The sequence below is a fragment of the Xanthomonas euroxanthea genome, from assembly GCF_903989455.1.
GTDB lineage: Bacteria > Pseudomonadota > Gammaproteobacteria > Xanthomonadales > Xanthomonadaceae > Xanthomonas > Xanthomonas euroxanthea.
The window spans coordinates 3,578,818-3,596,410 of the sequence record NZ_LR861803.1 but is presented as its reverse complement, the minus strand read 5'-3'; the positions used below and the strand labels follow the sequence as shown (position 1 = coordinate 3,596,410).

12 protein-coding genes and 1 other RNA gene are annotated in these 17,593 nt (G+C 66.8%); 2 read left to right on the top strand and 11 right to left on the bottom strand.

Annotated features, from left to right (window positions below):
- Nucleotides 1-147 precede the first annotated feature (147 nt).
- On the bottom strand, nt 148-354 hold the full coding sequence (locus tag H7A86_RS15085) for a hypothetical protein (RefSeq protein ID WP_016904346.1): 207 nt from the start codon (nt 352-354) through the stop codon (nt 148-150).
- Between the two features lie 117 nt (nt 355-471).
- Between H7A86_RS15085 and H7A86_RS15080 the strand changes: the two genes are divergently transcribed.
- Nucleotides 472-1,182, top strand: coding sequence for an rRNA pseudouridine synthase (locus H7A86_RS15080; protein ID WP_119131123.1), 711 nt, complete (start codon nt 472-474; stop codon nt 1,180-1,182).
- A gap of 1,139 nt (nt 1,183-2,321) precedes the next feature.
- Here the strand turns inward: H7A86_RS15080 and H7A86_RS15075 are convergent.
- The 5 genes from H7A86_RS15075 to H7A86_RS15055 form a co-directional block, all read right to left on the bottom strand.
- On the bottom strand, nt 2,322-3,023 hold the full coding sequence (locus tag H7A86_RS15075; protein ID WP_232099109.1) for a hypothetical protein: 702 nt from the start codon (nt 3,021-3,023) through the stop codon (nt 2,322-2,324).
- Between the two features lie 215 nt (nt 3,024-3,238).
- Complete coding sequence (locus tag H7A86_RS15070; protein ID WP_104584674.1) at nt 3,239-3,643, bottom strand: response regulator; 405 nt, start codon at nt 3,641-3,643, stop codon at nt 3,239-3,241.
- A gap of 78 nt (nt 3,644-3,721) precedes the next feature.
- Nucleotides 3,722-4,204: a hypothetical protein gene (locus tag H7A86_RS15065; RefSeq protein ID WP_119131124.1), complete on the bottom strand. Its 483-nt coding sequence runs from the start codon at nt 4,202-4,204 to the stop codon at nt 3,722-3,724.
- A gap of 138 nt (nt 4,205-4,342) precedes the next feature.
- Nucleotides 4,343-6,139, bottom strand: a complete 1,797-nt coding sequence (gene recQ, locus H7A86_RS15060; protein WP_104648233.1) for a DNA helicase RecQ — start codon at nt 6,137-6,139, stop codon at nt 4,343-4,345.
- A 242-nt stretch (nt 6,140-6,381) separates the two neighbouring features.
- Nucleotides 6,382-6,939, bottom strand: a complete 558-nt coding sequence (locus H7A86_RS15055; protein WP_102580821.1) for a Dps family protein — start codon at nt 6,937-6,939, stop codon at nt 6,382-6,384.
- Between the two features lie 90 nt (nt 6,940-7,029).
- On the opposite strand from H7A86_RS15055, the gene hrpA reads away from it, so the two are divergent.
- On the top strand, nt 7,030-11,157 hold the full coding sequence (hrpA, locus tag H7A86_RS15050; protein ID WP_119131125.1) for an ATP-dependent RNA helicase HrpA: 4,128 nt from the start codon (nt 7,030-7,032) through the stop codon (nt 11,155-11,157).
- 109 nt (nt 11,158-11,266) lie between these two features.
- Here the strand turns inward: hrpA and H7A86_RS15045 are convergent.
- The 5 genes from H7A86_RS15045 to H7A86_RS15025 all read right to left on the bottom strand — a co-directional run bounded on the left by H7A86_RS15045 (nt 11,267) and on the right by H7A86_RS15025 (nt 17,576).
- A non-coding RNA gene (locus H7A86_RS15045) (sX9 sRNA) lies at nt 11,267-11,343 on the bottom strand.
- Between the two features lie 62 nt (nt 11,344-11,405).
- Complete coding sequence (locus H7A86_RS15040; RefSeq protein ID WP_119131126.1) at nt 11,406-14,042, bottom strand: TonB-dependent receptor; 2,637 nt, start codon at nt 14,040-14,042, stop codon at nt 11,406-11,408.
- Nucleotides 14,043-14,144: 102 nt separating this feature from the next.
- Nucleotides 14,145-15,179, bottom strand: coding sequence for a glucokinase family protein (locus H7A86_RS15035; RefSeq protein ID WP_119131127.1), 1,035 nt, complete (start codon nt 15,177-15,179; stop codon nt 14,145-14,147).
- Nucleotides 15,180-15,457: 278 nt separating this feature from the next.
- Nucleotides 15,458-16,999: a PhoPQ-activated pathogenicity-related family protein gene (locus H7A86_RS15030; RefSeq protein ID WP_119131128.1), complete on the bottom strand. Its 1,542-nt coding sequence runs from the start codon at nt 16,997-16,999 to the stop codon at nt 15,458-15,460.
- Nucleotides 17,000-17,063: 64 nt separating this feature from the next.
- A complete protein-coding gene (locus tag H7A86_RS15025; RefSeq protein ID WP_104584661.1) occupies nt 17,064-17,576 on the bottom strand; it encodes a hypothetical protein in 513 nt (170 codons plus the stop codon).
- Nucleotides 17,577-17,593 lie beyond the last annotated feature (17 nt).

Sequence of the window (17,593 nt, the reverse complement as noted above, 5' to 3'; positions counted from 1 at the left end):
CGTGTTCCGGCGATGCGATCTACTCTGATGCCATGCGGCAAGGGCCTTGCCACGTGCACCTTGCAAGCCGGCATGGCCGGCTGCTGAAGCGGCGCCGCGCATCGCGCGTGAGGCGTCACGCGCATGGCGGCACTGTGGCTCTTGCGCTCAACCTTCCAGCGCAGCAAGTACCTCGGCATGAAGCTGCTCGGCGCCGCTTTCAGTATTGAAGCGTGCAAAGATTTCCTCGCCGGAGAGCAGGCCGACCCGGACCGAGTGGCAATACGATCCGAAGTTTTCGCCTGCGTTGAAGGGATCGCTGATGACGGAGATGTGGTTGAGGCGGACCCGGGTGGTGCCAAACTTGATGAACATCTGCAATCTCCTGTGTGAGCGCCCAGTTTCCCACTTTGTCGGGCAGCGCAGAAGCCGGCCTCACGCATCCGTCGACCCAGCACGTACACTGCCGTCCCCTGAAGCCGAGCCCGCCCGATGTCCGATCCGATCCGTCTCGATAAATGCGTGGCCGCGCGGTTTGGCTGCTCGCGTGGAGAGGCGCAGCAATACATCGAGGGCGGCTGGGTCAGTGTGGACGGGGTCGTGGTCGAAGAGCCGCAAGCCCTGGCGACCGCGGCGCAGGTGACGCTGGCGGAAAACGCCGTGCTCGAACCTGCCGAGCCTGCCACGCTGCTGCTGCACAAACCGGCAGGCATGAGCGCCGAGGCGGCACTGGCACTGGCTACTGCGGAAACGCGCAGCGCCCTGGACCAGCTCGAGATGCGTGTGCTCAAGCGGCACTTCCTGCGTCTGCACGCGCCGCTGCCGTTGGAGGACGCGGCGAGCGGTTTGCTGGTACTGAGCCAGGACGGCCGCGTCCTGCGCAGGCTCAGCGCCGACGCCACCTCCATCGAACAGGAATTCCTGGTGGAGGTGCGCGGGGAGCTGCGCCCATATGGCATGGCGCGGCTTGCGCATGGCCTGGTGTATCAGCAGCGCAGCCTGTCGCCGTGCAAGGTGAGCTGGCAGAACGAGGAGCGTCTGCGCTTTGCGATCAAGCACGTGCAACCCGGCCAGCTGCGTTACATGTGCGGTGAGGTCGGGCTGGAGGTGGTCAGCATCCGGCGCCTGCGCGTGGGCCGCGTGTCGCTGGGCAAGCTGGCCATCGGCCAATGGCGCTATCTGCCGACAGGCGAGCGTTTCTGACGGGCAGCACGTGTTGGATGCGCGTGGCTGCCATGCGGCGGCATGCCGCTGCTGCCGACATGTATGCAGCAAGCATTGCGTAACCGCACCATGGCGGTGTCACTGCCCGGCGCCGTTGTTCAGGCCATTGCGGCATTGATGCGCTGTCAGGCCCGCACGTAAACGTAGCGACCGTGCCGGGCAATAGCGACGCGCGTCGGCCGAGTCTTGCGCGCTCGGCAATGCACTGCGATTGCGCGGTGAGCGCAAGCTGCGTTGCGCATCCCGATGCCGGGGTCGCCTGGTTCGTGGCTTACTTCTTGTTGCGTTTTTTCTTGGCGCGCGTCACCAGCCAGAACACAACGGCAATCACGCCGACGACCAGAATGATGAAGGCCGGTGACAGAAACGAATTGTCGCCCATGGGAATTTCCTGAAAATCTTCGCAGCCAAGTGCTGCACTGACGTCAGCCTAGCGAGCGGCCTGCTTGATGGCGTGAAATACGCTGCATCGGCCGCGCGCAACCGCGCCGCGTCGCCTGGCCCCGCAAGCGCGCGCGACGGCTGCAAGCGCGCTCGCGTGCATCTGCCTGCCGACGCAGCGGCTGCAATACAGGCGCGACCGAGCACGTGTTCGCCTGCCGGCGGCAAGCTGACAGGTCTGCAGCCGGAAGCGCAGGAACAGCAGCGACCAGCCACCTGCTAGGGAGAGGCTGGCAAACCAATGCATCCGACGGCGTCGCGCAAGCTCAGCCAAGGCGGATATCGGCACGGATCCAGCTGCAGGTTCGGGAATCTCGTAAGGTCCGCTGGAGCACAGGCGCAGTGGTCGCACACGCATCAGATGGTTCGACGGCGCACTCGAGCGAGCCGCCTGTGCGTGCGCACGGCTGACTTCTTCGCCTGAAAGGCGCGCGCATCCACGCTGGTGGACGACCAACCACGACCCAGGCGCGTCACGCGATGCCGGCGATGTTCCGGCGGGGGGCGTGCTCAGCGCCTCGCGAGTTGAACGGCCCAACAGGCCTCGCGTCCGGTGGCTGCAGTTTAAATGGGGCGTGCGGCACGTAAATCGGGACTGCGCCGACAGCGTGTCGGGTCAACCCCGACGATCGTCAAGCCGTCGGGCTGCGCTCGTCCCCGAGCGCAGCCATGTCAGGTCAGGGGAAGGTTGCGCTGCAGCGGAAGCCGGCGCAGTCGATCTGCACCGTACTGCCGCCACTGCAGGCGGCGGTGAAACGCGTGGCGCTGTGTGCCTGCACCGTGCCGCAATTCAGGCCGCTGCTGATGCCCTGGGCGCGTGTGCTGGCCGATTCGGTGGACATCGCCGGGCCCGCAGGTGTAACCGTGGCTGCGGCCTTGCTGGCCGGTGCTGCTGTGCCTGCCTGCACAGGCGGGGCGACCTCGCCTGCCAGCGGCAGCGTGACGGCTTCGCTGGGTCCACTTTCGGTGCCGGAGGCGGTTGCCGCGACGTGTGCGTTGTCGCCCTGTAACGGCTGGCCGCGGTCCTCGCGGTGGCGGTCGAAGCTCAGCGTCTGTCCGAATACCAGCTGGATCCAGCTCGGGTAGGTGTAGCCGGTGCCCTTGCTGTGATCGACAATGGCGCCGATCGCGCCGCCGATCAGGATGTTGCCCCAGATCCCGATGTTGGCGCGCGAGATGGAGCGACCGGCGGCATTGCGCTGACCGGGCAGCACGCAGCTGACTTCCAGGTCGCGCGAGGACCGGCGTACCTGCACGGTCTGCCCGGACTTCAGGGTGAAGCGTCCCTTGTCGTTGCTGAGGGCGCAGTCGGCGCCAGCGATGAGGTGCCCATCGGCGGTCTTGGTATCCACTCGGATGGGCTGGGTCGCGTCGTTCATGACCGTCGCGCAACCGCTCAACGCAGCCATGGCCATGGCTGCGGTCACTAGGTGTTTCATGTTGTCCCCTGGCGTAAGGCATGGTCGGGCCAGGCGGGCATGGCGCCGCGTCCCTAGCACAACCGTGTCGTGGTCAATCCCCGTTGCCGACACATCGCATCGGCCGCCACTTCATACCGGGATTGTGGGTCGCCGTCCAGTCGCGACCCTCTACGTCAGGCGACCGGAGTGGGAAGTATCCGGTGCTTGGCCATCACGCTGCGGATCGCGCTCAGCAATTGCTCGGGGGTATAGGGTTTCTCGAGGAAGGCCACGCCATCCGGCAGGATCTCTTCCACATACTCCACCGCCAGCCCGGAGGTGAGCAGCACGGGCAGGTTGTAGGGGGCGTGCGCGGTCTTGAGCGCCAGATCCACGCCGGTCAGGCCGCCCGGGAAATGGATGTCGGAAAACAGCACATCGACGCGCGGGTCGCTTTCGATCAGGGCCAGGGCCTCTTCGACCGAGCCGGCGCTGCGGCAGGTAAAACCATAGCTTTCCAGCACAAGGCAGCTGAGTTGTCGGGTGCCATCGCCGTCTTCGACGACGAAAACAACTGGCCGTTCCTTGTTCTGTGACATGAGCACGTCTCGTAAGGCAGGCCACATTCTCAGCGATGCGGCAGTGAACCCTCTGTCAACGCAGACGGAGCCGTACGGTTACCAGCCGAACGGGCCAGGACCATAGCCGCCGGGGCCGTAGCGCGGCCCGAACAGCGGGCCTTCGCCGCGCCCGACACTGATGCTGACGCCGATCTGATGCGCCTTGCCATCATCGTCGTAATAGGTCTTGCAGGAATTCAGGTTGACCGCCTGCCAGTTGCTGTTGCCGCCGCGGTTGGAGTAGCCCATGCCGGTTTCGACCGCGCCATGCAGCTTGCCCTGGCATTGTTCGGCGCGTTCGGCCGCAAGCGAGGCTGCGCTGGGGCGGCTCAGCGCAGGCTTGGGGCCGCTCTTGTCGCCATAGAAGGTGCCCGGCGGGTCGGTGCTGTACGCGGGGTCGGAGCGGTACTGCACCGGGGCTTGCGGAACGCTCAGGTCCAGCGATTGCGCCGATCCCGGCTCGGCGCTGCGCTCGCCGGCCTGGGCGAGCGCGCTGCCGGCGGCAAACAGAGTGGCCAGGAGAAGCAGGCTGCGTTTCATCGGATGGACTCTACCAGGAGGGACTGACAGCGCGTGCCAGATCGCCTTGTGAAACTAGCAACGGCTGATTGAATGCGCGCTGTCGATTGCGCGGTTTTTCATGCCGGCGCCGTCACCGCGATGGCACACGCTGCTGCATCAGCCCTGCTCGCGCACGATCTCGATCAGCTGCGCCCCGTAGCGGGCCAGTTTGCCGCCGCCGATACCGCCGACACGCGAGAGTGCGTCGATGCTGGTGGGCCGCTGTTCGGCGATATTGCGCAGCGTGCTGTCGTGGAAGATCACGAAGGCCGGCACGTTCTGCTCCTTGGCCAGCTCCGCGCGCAGGCCGCGCAGGGCGTTGAACAGCACCAGGTCCTGCGGCTGCACCGGCAGGCCGGTGCGTTGCGCGCTGCGCTCGCGCCCGGCAGCCGGGTTCTCGCGGCGCATCATCACCTGGCGCTCGCCCTTGAGCACCTGGCGGCTGGCGTCGGTCAGGCGCAGGCCGCCATGGCCTTCGCTGTCGACCTCCAGCAGGCTGGCGGCCACCAGCTGGCGGAACACCCCGCGCCAGGTGCGCTCGTCCAGGTCGCGGCCGATGCCGTAGGTGCTCAGCTGGTCGTGGCCGAGCTGCTTGATGCGCTCGTTCTCGCTGCCGCGCAGGATGTCGATCAGGTGGCCGACACCGAAGCGTTGCCCGCTGCGGTACACGCAGCTGAGCGCCTTCTGCGAGGCCACGGTGGCGTCCCACGCGGCGGCGGGCGTCAGGCAGTTGTCGCAGTTGCCGCAGGGCTTGGGATAGGTCTCGCCGAAGCCGGCCAGCAACACCTGGCGGCGGCATTGCATCGATTCGCAGTAGCCGAGCAGGTGATCGAGCTTGGCGCGCTCCAGCCGCTTGCGCTCCTCGGCTGCTTCGCCCTGTTCGATCATCTGCTTGAGCAGCACCACATCGCCCAGGCCGTAGCAGAGCCAGGCCTCGGCCGGGTCGCCATCGCGGCCGGCGCGGCCGGTTTCCTGGTAATAGCCTTCCAGCGACTTGGGCAGATCCACATGCGCCACGAAGCGCACGTCCGGCTTGTCGATGCCCATGCCGAAGGCGATCGTGGCGGCCATGATGATGCCGTCCTCGCGCAGGAAGCGGCGCTGGTTTTCCGCACGCACCTCGGCCGGCAGGCCGGCGTGGTAGGGCAGGGCGTTGAAGCCTTGCGAGCACAGAGACTGCGCGGTCTCTTCGACCTTGCGCCGCGACATCGCATAGACGATGCCGGCCGAGCCGCGGTGACGGCCCAGGAACTCCTGCAGCTGCTTGCGCGCGTTGTCCTTCTGCACCACGGTGTAGCGGATGTTGGGGCGGTCGAAGGAACTGACGAAGTGGCGCGCGTCGACCAGGTCCAGGCGCTCGGCGATCTCGCGCTGGGTCGGCGGGTCGGCGGTGGCGGTCAAGGCCATGCGCGGGATATGCGGCCAGCGTTCGTGCAAGACGGTGAGCTGGCGGTACTCAGGGCGGAAATCGTGGCCCCATTGCGAAACGCAATGCGCCTCGTCGATGGCGAACAGCGCGATGCGGCTGCGTTCCAGCAAGGACAGGAAGCGCTGGGTCAGCAGACGCTCCGGCGCGACGTAGAGCAGGTCAAGGTCGCCGGACAGCAACGCACGTTCGACCCGCTGGGCGTTCTCCGCGTCCAGCGTGGAATTGAGGAATTCGGCGCGCACACCGAGCTGGCGCAAGGCCTCGACCTGATCCTGCATCAGTGCGATCAGCGGCGAGACCACAATGCCGATACCGTCGCGCAACAGCGCCGGCACCTGGTAGCACAGCGACTTGCCGCCGCCGGTGGGCATCAGCACCAGGGCATCGTTGCCTGCCGCGACGTGTTCGACAATGGCTTGCTGTGGGCCGCGGAAGTCGTCGTAACCGAAGACGCGGCTGAGCAGTTCGTGGGCGGGGGAAGACATCCGCCTAGGATACCGCGCGGGTCAAGCCCTGGCCGGTGTCAGGCGGGCGGTGTTGCGCGACGGTGCGTCGGGGATTGCCGCGATGTGAATGCCGGGGGACATGTTTCGCGACGCGGAGAGGGCCGCAATCCGCCGAGTCAGGGGCGCGCCGAAGGCGCGGGGTGTGGCCGGCGATGGCGCAGGGGCCCAAGGTTTCGGCGCAGCGAAACCTTGGGCACACCCGCAGGGACCAGGCCCAGGGCTTACTGCAGCAGCGAGCGCAGCATCCAGGCGTACTTCTCGTGGGTCTGCAAGCGCTGGGTCAGCAGGTCCACGGTCGGGTCGTCGCCGGCGTCGTCGGCGGTGCCCAGCACCTTGCGCGCGGTGCGGCAGACCGCTTCGTTGCCGCTGACCAGCTGGCGCACCATTTCACGCCAGTCGGCACTGTCGCTCAGCCCCTGTTCTTCCGGGATCGAGGTCAGGGCGACGAACTCGCTGTAGGAGCCCGGTGCGTTGTAGCCCAGGGCGCGGATGCGCTCGGCTACTTCGTCCAGCGCCGCCCACTGCTCGGTGTACTGGGTCTCGAACATGGTGTGCAGCGAGTTGAACATCGACCCGGTGACATTCCAGTGGAAGTTGTGGGTCTTCAGGTACAGGGTGAAGGCGTCAGCCATGTAGCGGGCCAGACCGTCGGAGATCTGCTTGCGATCACCGTCCTTGATCCCGATATCGATGTGTGGTGCCGATGCTGCGGCGACCGGCAGTGCGTCCAATGCTTCATTGATGACGACGGGCTTGTTGGCGTTCTTTTTCTTGGACATGGGAATGGTCCTCCTGAGGAAACAGATATCGGGTCACAATAGACAGGCTAAAGGATCTGCTGTCATTCAATCTTTCACATTTTTCGATCAATGAGCGCTATCGACACCGACCTTGCCAACACCTTGCGTGAGCGCCGCCGCGCCGTCGATGGCGCGATGAGCCGCGACCGTGGCCGGTTGCTCGGTCTATGGTCGCGCTGGCAGGGCAAGCCCGGCAACCCGCAGGTGCGCGAGGCCTTCGAGCAGGCGCTGGCAGCGTCGCAGGCGCAACGCCAGGCGCGTGCCGAGCAGCAGCCGGCCATCACGCTGGACGAGCAACTGCCGATCGCGCGCGAGGCCGAGCGCATCATCGCGCTGATCCGCGACCATCAGGTCGTCGTCATCGCCGGCGAGACCGGCTCGGGCAAGACCACCCAGCTGCCCAAGCTGTGTCTGGCGGCCGGGCGCGGCGCGGCCGGCATGATCGGCTGCACCCAGCCACGCCGGATCGCCGCGCGGGCGGTGGCCGCGCGCGTGGCCGAGGAGCTGAAGACGCCGCTGGGCACCACGGTGGGCTTCCAGGTGCGCTTTACCGACCGGGTCGGCGAACAGTCGCGGATCAAGTTCATGACCGACGGCATCCTGCTGGCCGAGATCGCCAGCGACCGCTGGTTGTCGGCCTACGACACCATCATCGTGGACGAAGCGCACGAGCGCAGCCTCAACATCGATTTCCTGCTCGGCTATCTCAAGCAGCTGCTGCACAAGCGCTCCGATCTGAAGTTGATCGTCACCTCGGCCACCATCGACACCGAGCGCTTCGCCCGGCATTTCGACAACGCGCCGGTGATCGACGTGGAAGGCCGGACCTTCCCGGTCGAGGTGCGCTACCGGCCGCTCGAAGGCGGGGCCGACGACGGCGGCGACGGCGACGGCGAGCGTGGCAACGGCCGCGATGGCGAGCGCACCGTCAACGATGCGATCGTGGCGGCGATCGACGAGATCACCCGCATCGATCCGCGTGGCGACGTGCTGATGTTCCTGCCCGGCGAGCGCGAGATCCGCGATGCGCACCAGGCGCTGGAACGGCGCAAGTACCGCGAAACCGAAGTGGTGCCGCTGTACGCGCGGCTGTCGGCGGCCGACCAGGACCGCGTGTTCAACCCGGGGCCGCGCCGGCGCCTGGTGCTGGCCACCAACGTGGCCGAAACCTCGCTGACCGTGCCGCGCATCCGGTATGTGGTGGATCCGGGCTTTGCGCGGATCAAGCGCTACAGCCCGCGCCAGAAGCTGGACCGCCTGCATATCGAGCCGATCTCGCAGGCCAGCGCCAACCAGCGCATGGGCCGCTGCGGCCGCATTGCCGAAGGCATCTGCTACCGCCTGTATGCCGAAGCGGATTTTGCCGCGCGGCCGGCATTCACCGACCCGGAAATCCGCCGCTCGTCCTTGTCGGGCGTGATCCTGCGCATGCTGCAACTGGGGCTGGGGCGGATCGAGGAGTTCCCGTTCCTGGAAGCGCCGGACGAACGCGCAGTCGCCGACGGCTGGCAGCAGTTGCTGGAGCTGGGTGCGATCGATGCCAATCGGCGCCTCACCGCCATCGGCCGGCAGATGGCGCGCCTGCCGGTGGACGTCAAGCTGGCGCGCATGCTGGTGGCCGCGCAACAGCACGGCTGCCTGCGCGAGATGATCATCATCGCCGCGTTCCTGGGTATCCAGGATCCGCGCGAGCGCCCGCCCGAAGCACGCGAGGCGGCCGACAACGCGCACGCGCTGTTTGCCGATGCACGCTCTGAATTCGTCGGCATCCTGCGGTTGTGGGAGGCCTACCGACAGGTGCACGAGGATCTCACCCAGTCCAAGTTGCGCGATTGGTGCAACCGGCATTTCCTCGGCTTCCTGCGCATGCGCGAATGGCGTGAGCTGCATCGGCAGCTGCGCCTGTTGTGCGAGGAGCTGGGGTGGAGCGAGGAGCCGGCCGCTGCGATGCTGGCGCCATTGCTGGCAGGTGCCAGCGCGCCTGCGCGCGAGGACGGGCACAACGCCAACCGGCCGACGCGCGGGCAGTTGCATCGCGCTGCGCGGCTGGCGCGTGAAGGCAAGCCGGATCCGAATGCGCCACCTGCGCAAGCCACGTCCGCCGCTGCCAGCAAGCAGGCCGACGTTGCCGAGGCCTCGGCACGCATTAGCGAGCGCGAACGCGCGGCGGCCTATCAGGCCCTGCATCGTGCGCTGTTGGCCGGCCTGCCGACGCAGATCGGCCATCGCACCGAAAAAGGCGATTTTCTCGCCGCGCGGCAACGCCGGTTCGTGCCGTTTCCCGGCTCGGCACTGGCACGCAAGCCGCCGCCGTGGATGCTGGCCGCCACGCTGCTGGATACGCAAAAAGTCTGGGGCATGACCAATGCCGCGATCGAGCCGGACTGGGCGATCGCCGAGCTGGGGCATCTGCTGGCACGCAAGCATTTCGACCCGCATTGGTCGCGTGCGCAGGGGCAGGTGGTGGCATCCGAGCAGATCAGCCTGTTCGGCCTGGTGCTGGCGCCGAAAAAGCCGGTCCACTTCGGCAAGATCGATCCGGCCGGCGCACACGACCTGTTCGTGCGCCAGGGCCTGGTCACCGGCGAGATCAATACGCGTGCGGCGTTCATCGCCGACAACCTCAAGGTGCTGGAGCAGGCACGCGAGGAAGAAGCCAAGCTGCGCCGCGCCGGCATCGTCGCCGACGAAGACTGGCAGGCGCGCTGGTATCTGGATCGCATCCCGGCCGAGCTGCACTCGGCCAGCGGGCTGGATGCATGGTGGAAGACCTTGCCGCCGGACAAGCGCCGCAGCCTGCACTGGACGTTGAACGACCTGTTGCCCGGCGAAGGCAGCGAGGCCGACCGGTTTCCCAAGTATTTCCCGCTGGGCGATGCGCGGCTGCCCTTGCATTACCGCTTCGAGCCGGGCGCCATCGATGACGGGGTGACGCTGGATGTGCCGCTGCACCTGCTCAATGCGCTGGATCCGGCGCGGCTGTCGTGGCTGGCGCCGGGCTTCGTCGCCGACAAGGCATCGGCCTTGATTCGCAGCCTGCCCAAGGCGCAACGGCGCAACTATGTGCCGGCGCCGGATTTCGGGCGCGCGTTCTACGAGGCCTACAGCATCGCCTCGGCCGACGCTATCCGTGGCGAGCTGGCGCGCTTCCTGACCAAGGCCACCGGCACGCAGGTGGCGGCGCTGGATTTCGACGAAGAGTCGCTGGACACGCATCTGCTGATGAACCTGCGCCTGCGCGATGACGACGGCAAGGTACTGGCCGAGTCGCGCGATCTGGACGGATTGCGCGCACGCTTTGGCGAGCGTGCCGGCCAGGCCTTCGCCGCACGTGCGGGGCGCGCGCTGGCGGCCGAGGGCTTGCGCGATTTTCCGTCCACGCCGATTCCCGAGCAGGTGGCCGGCGAAGCCGGCGTGCCGGCGTATCCGGCGCTGGTGGACCAGGGCGAAGACGCGGCGCTGCGCATCTTTGCCGACCGCAACGAAGCGGCGCAGGCGCATCCGCGCGGCGTGCGCCGGCTGCTGGAAATCGCGCTGGCCGACAAGATCAAGCAGGCGCGCAAGCAACTGCCGGTGTCGCCCAAGACCGGCCTGCTGTACGCGGCGATCGAATCGCAGGAGCGGCTGCGCGGCGATCTGGTCGATGCCGCGCTCAACGCGGTGCTGGCCGATGGCCTGGGCGCGATACGCGACCCCGGTGCCTTTGCGCAGCGCCGCGACGAGGCCGGCAAGCGCCTGTTCGGCGAGGCGATGGAACGGCTGACGCTGGCCGAAAGCATCCTTGGCGCCGTGGCCGAACTCAAGCCGCTGCTGGAGGCGCCGTTGATGGGCTGGGCGCGCGGCAACCTGGACGATATGGAGCAGCAGCTGCGCGCGCTGGTGCATGCCGGCTTCCTGCGCGAAACACCGGCCGAGGCACTGGCCAGTTATCCGCGCTATCTCAAGGCGATGATCCTGCGGACCGAGCGTGCCAAACGCGATCCGGCCCGCGACCAGGCACGCATGCTCGAACTCAAGCCGTTCGTGGATGCATTGGACCAGGCGGCCGCGCGTGGGTTGCAGCAACGTGATGAATGGCAGTCGCTACGCTGGGATCTTGAGGAATTGCGCGTGTCGGTCTTTGCGCAGGAGCTGGGCGCCAGGTCGGGCGTTTCGGCGAAGAAGTTGTCGCAGCGGGTGGCGGCGTTGCGCAACTGAGTGGTGCTGGACGCGCTGGTGACGACGGCTTGCCGTCATCACCAGCGCGCTGCATCAGCGCAGGTCCTGCCATCAACGGGTTGCTCATGCCGCGCGCTGCGCTTGAAGCCACCAACGAAACATAGCGAGCAGTGGTCGGCTGGGCGTGGACGGCGCGCCCGGAACCGGCGTATACGAGGTGTACGTGCCGATTCCGAGCACGGGCCACGCCCGCCTGGCGGCGAGCGCAGCCGTTTTGCCAGCCGCTGCTAGAACTTCATGTGCAGGCTCGCCATATAGCGGCGCCCGCTTCTGTAGCGACCGGCCAGGTGGTCGGTGTCGCCGAGATACTGCAGGTATTGCTCGTCCAGCAGGTTCTGCGCGTCGATCTGCAACGACCAGTTCGGACTGAACGCATAGCCGATGCTCGCGCCGAGTTCGGCATAGTCGTCCACGCTTGCCGGCGCGGCGCCGGCCACGTAACCGCCGGCCAGGTAGCTGTCGCGCCAGTTGTAGGTCAGCCGCGCGTTGAGCGGGCCCTTTTCGTAGTACGGGCTGACTGCCACGCTGTTGCGCGACTGGTAGGGCAGCGCATCGCCGGTGTTGTTCTGGCCATTGGCGTAGGTGTAGTTGGCGGTCAGGCCGAAGCCGCTGTCGCCGAACGGCTGCTGGAATGCGATGTTGAAGCCCTTGACCTTGCCATCGCCGGCGTTGCGTGGCCGCTGGATGCTGTAATCGCAATAGCCATCGGCGCTGCAGCCATTGCTGCCGAGCAACTGCGCCCAGCTTTGCGGCGCGGTATCGCGCAGCGCGTTGTACTGGCGTTCCACGCTGGCGCTGGTATCGATGTAGTTGTCGATCTTCTTGTAGAACAGCGACCACGCCACCACCGACTGCTGGGCAAAGTAATACTCGGCCGACAGGTTGAAGTTCCAGGATTCGTACGGCGACAGCTCGGCATTGCCGCCGCTGCCGGTCAAGGTGGTGTCGTTGAGGAAGGTGTTGTTGACCATCTGGTTGTAGGGCGCCCAGGCGATCACCTTGGCCGCGGCAAACCGGAACACCCAATCGTCGGCAGCCTCGTAGGCCAGCGTGAGCGAGGGCAGCAGGAAATCCTCCTTGCGCGTGCGGGTCTGCCACAGGCTGTCGGCGTTCTGCAGGGTGGGCGTGCCGCTGTAGACGAAGCCGCTGCCCTCGGTCTTCGAATCCACATAACGCAGCCCGAGATTGCCGCGCAGGCCGCCGCCGGAGAAATTCAGCTGGGCATAGGCGGCGTTGTTGGTCTGCTGCAGCGCCCAGGTGTTGTTGAGGTAGCTGGCCGGGTCCGGCGCGCCGTAGTCGACCGGGCTGTTGCGGATCCAGTCCAGCACGTTGTTGCGGCCTGCCTGCACATGCCGGCCGTGGTCGGGATGGAACTCCTGCAGGTCGGTGAGCCCGATGGTGCCCACATCGGCCAGCGTGCCTGGCGTCACGCCGCCATAGACGTTGAGCTCGAAGCGCTCCTCGTGCTTGCCATGACGCACGCCCAGCAGCAGTTGATTGAACACGCTGTCGAACTGCAGATTCAGGTCGAGCTGGCCGTAGGTGTCCTTGCTTTCAGTCGAGAAGATGCCGTTATTGCCGAACCAGCCGCCGGCCGAGCCCCAGTTGGCCGGATCACGCGCACGCGCCGGATCGTCGAAGCGGATGCCGCGCCGCGTGTCCCAGCTGAAGCCGCCGTTGTAGAACGGTTCGATGAAATACTGCGACAGGTCCTTGTTCTCGGATCTGCTTTGGCCCACCTGCCCGTTCACTCCCCAGCCATCGCCGCGGAATGCGCCGCGCAGGTCCAGGCCCTTGGTGGTGACTTCCGATTCGCGCACGTTGTTGTCGTAGATCACGGTGCCGCCGAGCGGGTCGGCATTGGCGCCGGAATGCCCGCTGGTCACCACGCCGTTGCGCAGGCCGCCGAGTTGATCCACTGCCGCCACCGTGCCGGCATTCCAGGTCAGGAAGCTGTACATCGACTGGTTGTAGTTGTCGAAGTTCTCGTTGATGTACAGGCCGCTGAGGTTGAATTCCAGCGCCTCGCTGGGCTTGAGCTGCAGGTTGACCACGGCGCTGTCGCGCTCGCGATCCTGCTGGAACCAGGCCGCGTTGATCGAGTTGGGCACGTCCGCATCGGCGGGCACGCCGCCTGCGGCATTGGCAAATGTGCTGGCCGGCGCATAGCCGAACACTTCCATGCCGCGGCGATCGACGCGCTCTTCGTAATGCTGCGCCGACACCGCAATGCCGAAGGTGTCGGCCGCGTTTTTCCAGCTATACAGCAGCGCGGCATTCGGTTTTCCTTCGCTGGCCTGTGCGCTGTAGCTGTAGCCGATGGAGGCGGCCACCTCGTTGACGTCCAGGTCCAGCGGTTGCCGGGTGTGCATCAACACGGTGCCGCCCAGGCTGCCTTCGGTCAGGCGCGCTTCGGAGGATTTAAGGATTTCCGCGCGGCCCAGGATCTGCGGCGCCAGCAAGGTGTAGTCGAATCCGCGGCTGGGTTGCTCGCCGTAGAGCCAGATCGCCTGCGCCACCGGGTGGCCGTCCAGGAAGGACAGATTGAGGCTGGGGTCGGTGCCGTCGATGCTGACGCGCTCGCCCTGGCCGAAGCGCCGGTCCAGGGTGACGCCGGGAATCTGCGACAGCGCCTCGGCCACGTTGGTGCTTGGAAACTTGCCGATGTCTTCGGCGGTGATCGCTTCGGAAATGCCGGCGTTGTTGCGTTTGGTGTCGAGCGACTTTTCCAGGCTGGCACGGATGCCGACCACCTGCACGGCATCCAGGTCGGTGGCCTGTCGGTCGACCGTGTCCTGGGCTTGCGCAGCGAATGCCAGCGACAACGCGATCGCGCTGGACAGCAGGGTGGTGCTGTATTTCATGATGTCTCTCCTCATCACGCACAGGGAAGGACGGCGGGCTGCTGCTCGCCGGATGCGGGGTCTTGCAGACGCGCGCTCGGGACCGAGCGCGTGGTGGATCGCTTACGACAGGTCAGCGTGGTGTTGCAGATACCAGTTGGCCGCGCCAAGCACGCCCAGTTGCCCGTGCTCGACCAGCTTGACCGGGATGCGTTCGAGCACCGCGCGCATGCGGCCCTTGGCCAGAAAGCGTTCGCGGAAAGCGCTGTTCTGCAGGAACGGCCCGATCGTCGGCAAGAAGCCGCCGGCCAGATAGATGCCGCCGGCCGCACCGTAGGCCAGCGCCATGTCGCCGACCGCGCTACCCAGCACGGCGCAGAAGATCTGCAGGCACTCGCGTGCCAGAGCATCGTCTTCGTGCAGCGCGGCATGCGTGATCGCGGCCGGCAGCCGATGGCGCGGGGTGGCGCCATGCAGTTCGCACGCGGCGTTGTACAGGTGCAGCAGGCCGGGCCCGGACAGCACATGCTCGAGTGGCAGATAGCGCTCGCCACGCAGCAGGATCCGCAGCACCTGCAGTTCCATCTCGTCGTGGCTGGCCAGGGCGACCTGGCCGGCTTCGGTGGCGAGCACGATCGGCCGCGGCCTGGCATCGATCCAGACCGCCGCACCCAGCCCGGTGCCGGGGCCGACCACCAGGATCGGGCCGGTGGCGCGCGCATGCCGCGGGGTCGGCCCGCTCAGTTGCAGCGCGGCGCGTTGCTCCATCAAGGGGGCGGCGTAGGCCACCGCTTCGAAATCGTTGACCAGGTGCACGCTGGGGACGGCGAGCGCGGCGCGCATGCGGCCAGGCGAAATCGTCCATGGCAGGTTGTTGCTGATGAAGCTGCCATCGTCCAGTGCGACCCCGGCACTGGCGATCACCACGGCTTCGACATCGCGTCCGGTCTGCAGGAAGTCGGCAAGGATGGCGTCCAGACTGGCGTGTTCGGCGCAGCGGTAGGTGCGGTAATGCGCCAGCTCGGCTGCAGCGTTGTCCGCCTGCGCGATGTGGCCGACCCGCACATGCGTGCCACCGACGTCGGCCGCGATGAAGCCGGTGGCAACCGGTGCGGTGGGCAGGCCGGTAGCGAGAGCAGAACGCGAAGTCGCAGCCACGTGCAGTCCTTTGGGTTCGTCCGGTCGGCCAATGCGATCGGCGAGTAGCGGCCTGTGTAGAAGTTGGTGACAACGATGTCAATGGTTCAGTCGGGTTGGATCGATCTTGTTGGCAGGCTCAAGTGCAGGATCGCCCGATTCAGCGCTGTCTGCGCGGAGGTGATTGCGCAGTGCGGAAGGCGCGCGCGGGCCACTGCGGACCGGTAGCGGTGGTGGTTGTCGCCATCCGGGGGCATCGTAGGCATCGACATCGACATTCGATACCGACAGCCTGGTTGTCAGTTGTCGGCAGAGTCGCCCACTCGGCGCGCAGTCGTCGCAGAGGCAGCGCCCGGCAAGGTGCTGCAGGCCGCGCCATCCGTGGGTGGCGCCTGCGTCGGGTACTGCTGCTTGCCGAGCACATAGGTCTGGCTGGTGGCGACGAAGCCGTCCGCGTAGGTGGCCTCGACGAAGTACGCGCTCCAGCCGGCCTCGGGCATCCGTACCGGTACCGACACGGTGTTGCCGCGTGCAGGCGTGATCGGCGTGGCGCTGTAGCGAATGCCGCAGGCATGGCGGAAGTCGCGCGCCACCGGGTTGCTCGCCTGCCACAGGCGCAATTGCGCAGGGCGCTCGGAGGAGTGGAAGCGGATCTGCGGGTGTTCGCCTGCGTGCAGGGAATCGCGTATCTTTGGCAGCGCGCGTTGCTGCTGCAGCCGGGTCACGAAGGGCACCAGGCTGTCGACGATGAAGGCGCGGATGCCGTTATGCGCGCTGTTGGGCACCATGCGCAGCGCCTTGCTGCCGGGCAGCGCGTTGTAGAAGAACTGCGTGTTGTCCGGCAGGAAAAAATCGTCGCCACTGGCATTGACGATGTACTTGGGCACGGCCAGGCGTTTGCGCTGCGGCGTGTGCAGATAATGCAGCGGGTCCTGCAGTTGCACCAGTTGCGCAAAGGCCGGCGTGTGCAGCTGCGAGGTGATGCCCTGCCTGGCGTAGGCATTGAATGCGATCGGCCAGTTGCCGCCATAGCTCCGGTACATGTGCTCGAGCACCGCCGGCATGTTGAGGATGTCGATCACCAATGGCACCACGGCCTCCACGCGCGCGTCGGCGATGGTGGCATGCCAGCTCGCCCAGCCACGCTTGGAGGCACCGGCGAGGATGAAGCGATGAATCTGCAACGGCGCCAACTCGCGTTCGGCCAGGCTCATGGTGCGCGCGATGGCGGCGGCCATCGGCACATGCAGCGGCAGGGTCTTGCGTTGCTGCGGCGATGCCAGAAACAGCGACCAGCTGTAGGCGACGCTGTCGTCCTCGCGGCGCGGCGTGCCGTCGTTGCGATAGGTCAGCGCCTGGCTGGGGATATCGCCCAGCGCGATCACCACGGTGCGGCTGCGCTTTGCCAGCGTCGCCAGGGCCTCGGGCGACAACTCGCTGGGCGGCTGCGGCGCGCCGCCATCGGCTGGATGACGGGTGCCATTGGTGGAGAGCAACAGTGCACGCGTCGGCAGCGCATCCGTGGGGACATAGATCGCGACATCGTGTTGCCAACTGGCCGGCTGCACCAGTGCCTCGGGCGACCATTGCTGCGAGGTCAGCAGGTAATCGCGCCGCTCGACGCCAGCCACCGTGCGGGTGGCCACACGCCGGTAGACCAGCGGCTGGCGTTCGATGGCATCGTGATAGCACACCAGCGCCTGGTCGATGCCGACCTCGGGCGCGTCGGCGCACTGCTGCGCTGACAGGGCGGCTGCAGGGGCCGCGCCTGCAGGCGCAGCACCTGCAAACCAGCCCAGTGACGCCAGCAACACCAGGCTGCAACGTGTCATCGACCGCATGCGTGTTCTCCCAGTGGCGTGGGTGCGCCAGCCCGCTGGCGGGCCGCGCGGTGCCCGGTCGGGCTTACTTGATCCGGCGGACCTTGGCCTGGGTGTTGTAGCCCTCGATCTGCAGATACCACACGCCGACCAGACCCGGCTTGATCTTGACCTTGGGCGCGGTCTTGCGCACGCCCGACAACGTGGCGGCGTCGGTCTGCTCCCAGTCCTGGCCATTGGCGAGCGTGTAGACGCGCCCGGTCGAAAAACCCTTGAACTCGCCAACGATGTTGCTCTCGATCGGCTCCTTGCTGCCGAAATCGAAGAAGCCGCGGTTCTTGACGATCACTTCCTGGCGGCCGGCTTCCTTGGCCTGTTCGACCACGACCGCAGCTTCCTTGGCGACCTTGCCCTGCAGCCAGTCGTTGAGCGCGGCCAGTTCGCCGGCATCGAGCTTGTCCAGGCCGGCGGCCTTGAACTGTTCGGCGCTCATCTGCGACTGCAGGTCGCCCTGCACCGCGCGCTGTGCCAGGGCCGGGGTGGCGTTCAGGGCAAGGGTCAGGCAGACCAGCAAGGGAATGCGGCGCGCGAGCGACATGGAAGCCATCCAGAAGA

Excerpts from the sequence above, each read along its gene's own strand:
- H7A86_RS15040 (WP_119131126.1), bottom strand. The coding sequence starts at position 14,042 with ATGAAATACAGCACCACCCTGCTGTCCAGCGCGATCGCGTTGTCGCTG.
- hrpA (WP_119131125.1), top strand. The coding sequence starts at position 7,030 with ATGAGCGCTATCGACACCGACCTTGCCAACACCTTGCGTGAGCGCCGC.
- H7A86_RS15025 (WP_104584661.1), bottom strand. The coding sequence starts at position 17,576 with ATGTCGCTCGCGCGCCGCATTCCCTTGCTGGTCTGCCTGACCCTTGCC.
- H7A86_RS15085 (WP_016904346.1), bottom strand. The coding sequence starts at position 354 with ATGTTCATCAAGTTTGGCACCACCCGGGTCCGCCTCAACCACATCTCC.
- recQ (WP_104648233.1), bottom strand. The coding sequence starts at position 6,139 with ATGTCTTCCCCCGCCCACGAACTGCTCAGCCGCGTCTTCGGTTACGAC.
- H7A86_RS15070 (WP_104584674.1), bottom strand. The coding sequence starts at position 3,643 with ATGTCACAGAACAAGGAACGGCCAGTTGTTTTCGTCGTCGAAGACGGC.
- H7A86_RS15065 (WP_119131124.1), bottom strand. The coding sequence starts at position 4,204 with ATGAAACGCAGCCTGCTTCTCCTGGCCACTCTGTTTGCCGCCGGCAGC.
- H7A86_RS15080 (WP_119131123.1), top strand. The coding sequence starts at position 472 with ATGTCCGATCCGATCCGTCTCGATAAATGCGTGGCCGCGCGGTTTGGC.
- H7A86_RS15030 (WP_119131128.1), bottom strand. The coding sequence starts at position 16,999 with ATGCGGTCGATGACACGTTGCAGCCTGGTGTTGCTGGCGTCACTGGGC.
- H7A86_RS15075 (WP_232099109.1), bottom strand. The coding sequence starts at position 3,023 with ATGAACGACGCGACCCAGCCCATCCGAGTGGATACCAAGACCGCCGAT.
- H7A86_RS15055 (WP_102580821.1), bottom strand. The coding sequence starts at position 6,939 with ATGTCCAAGAAAAAGAACGCCAACAAGCCCGTCGTCATCAATGAAGCA.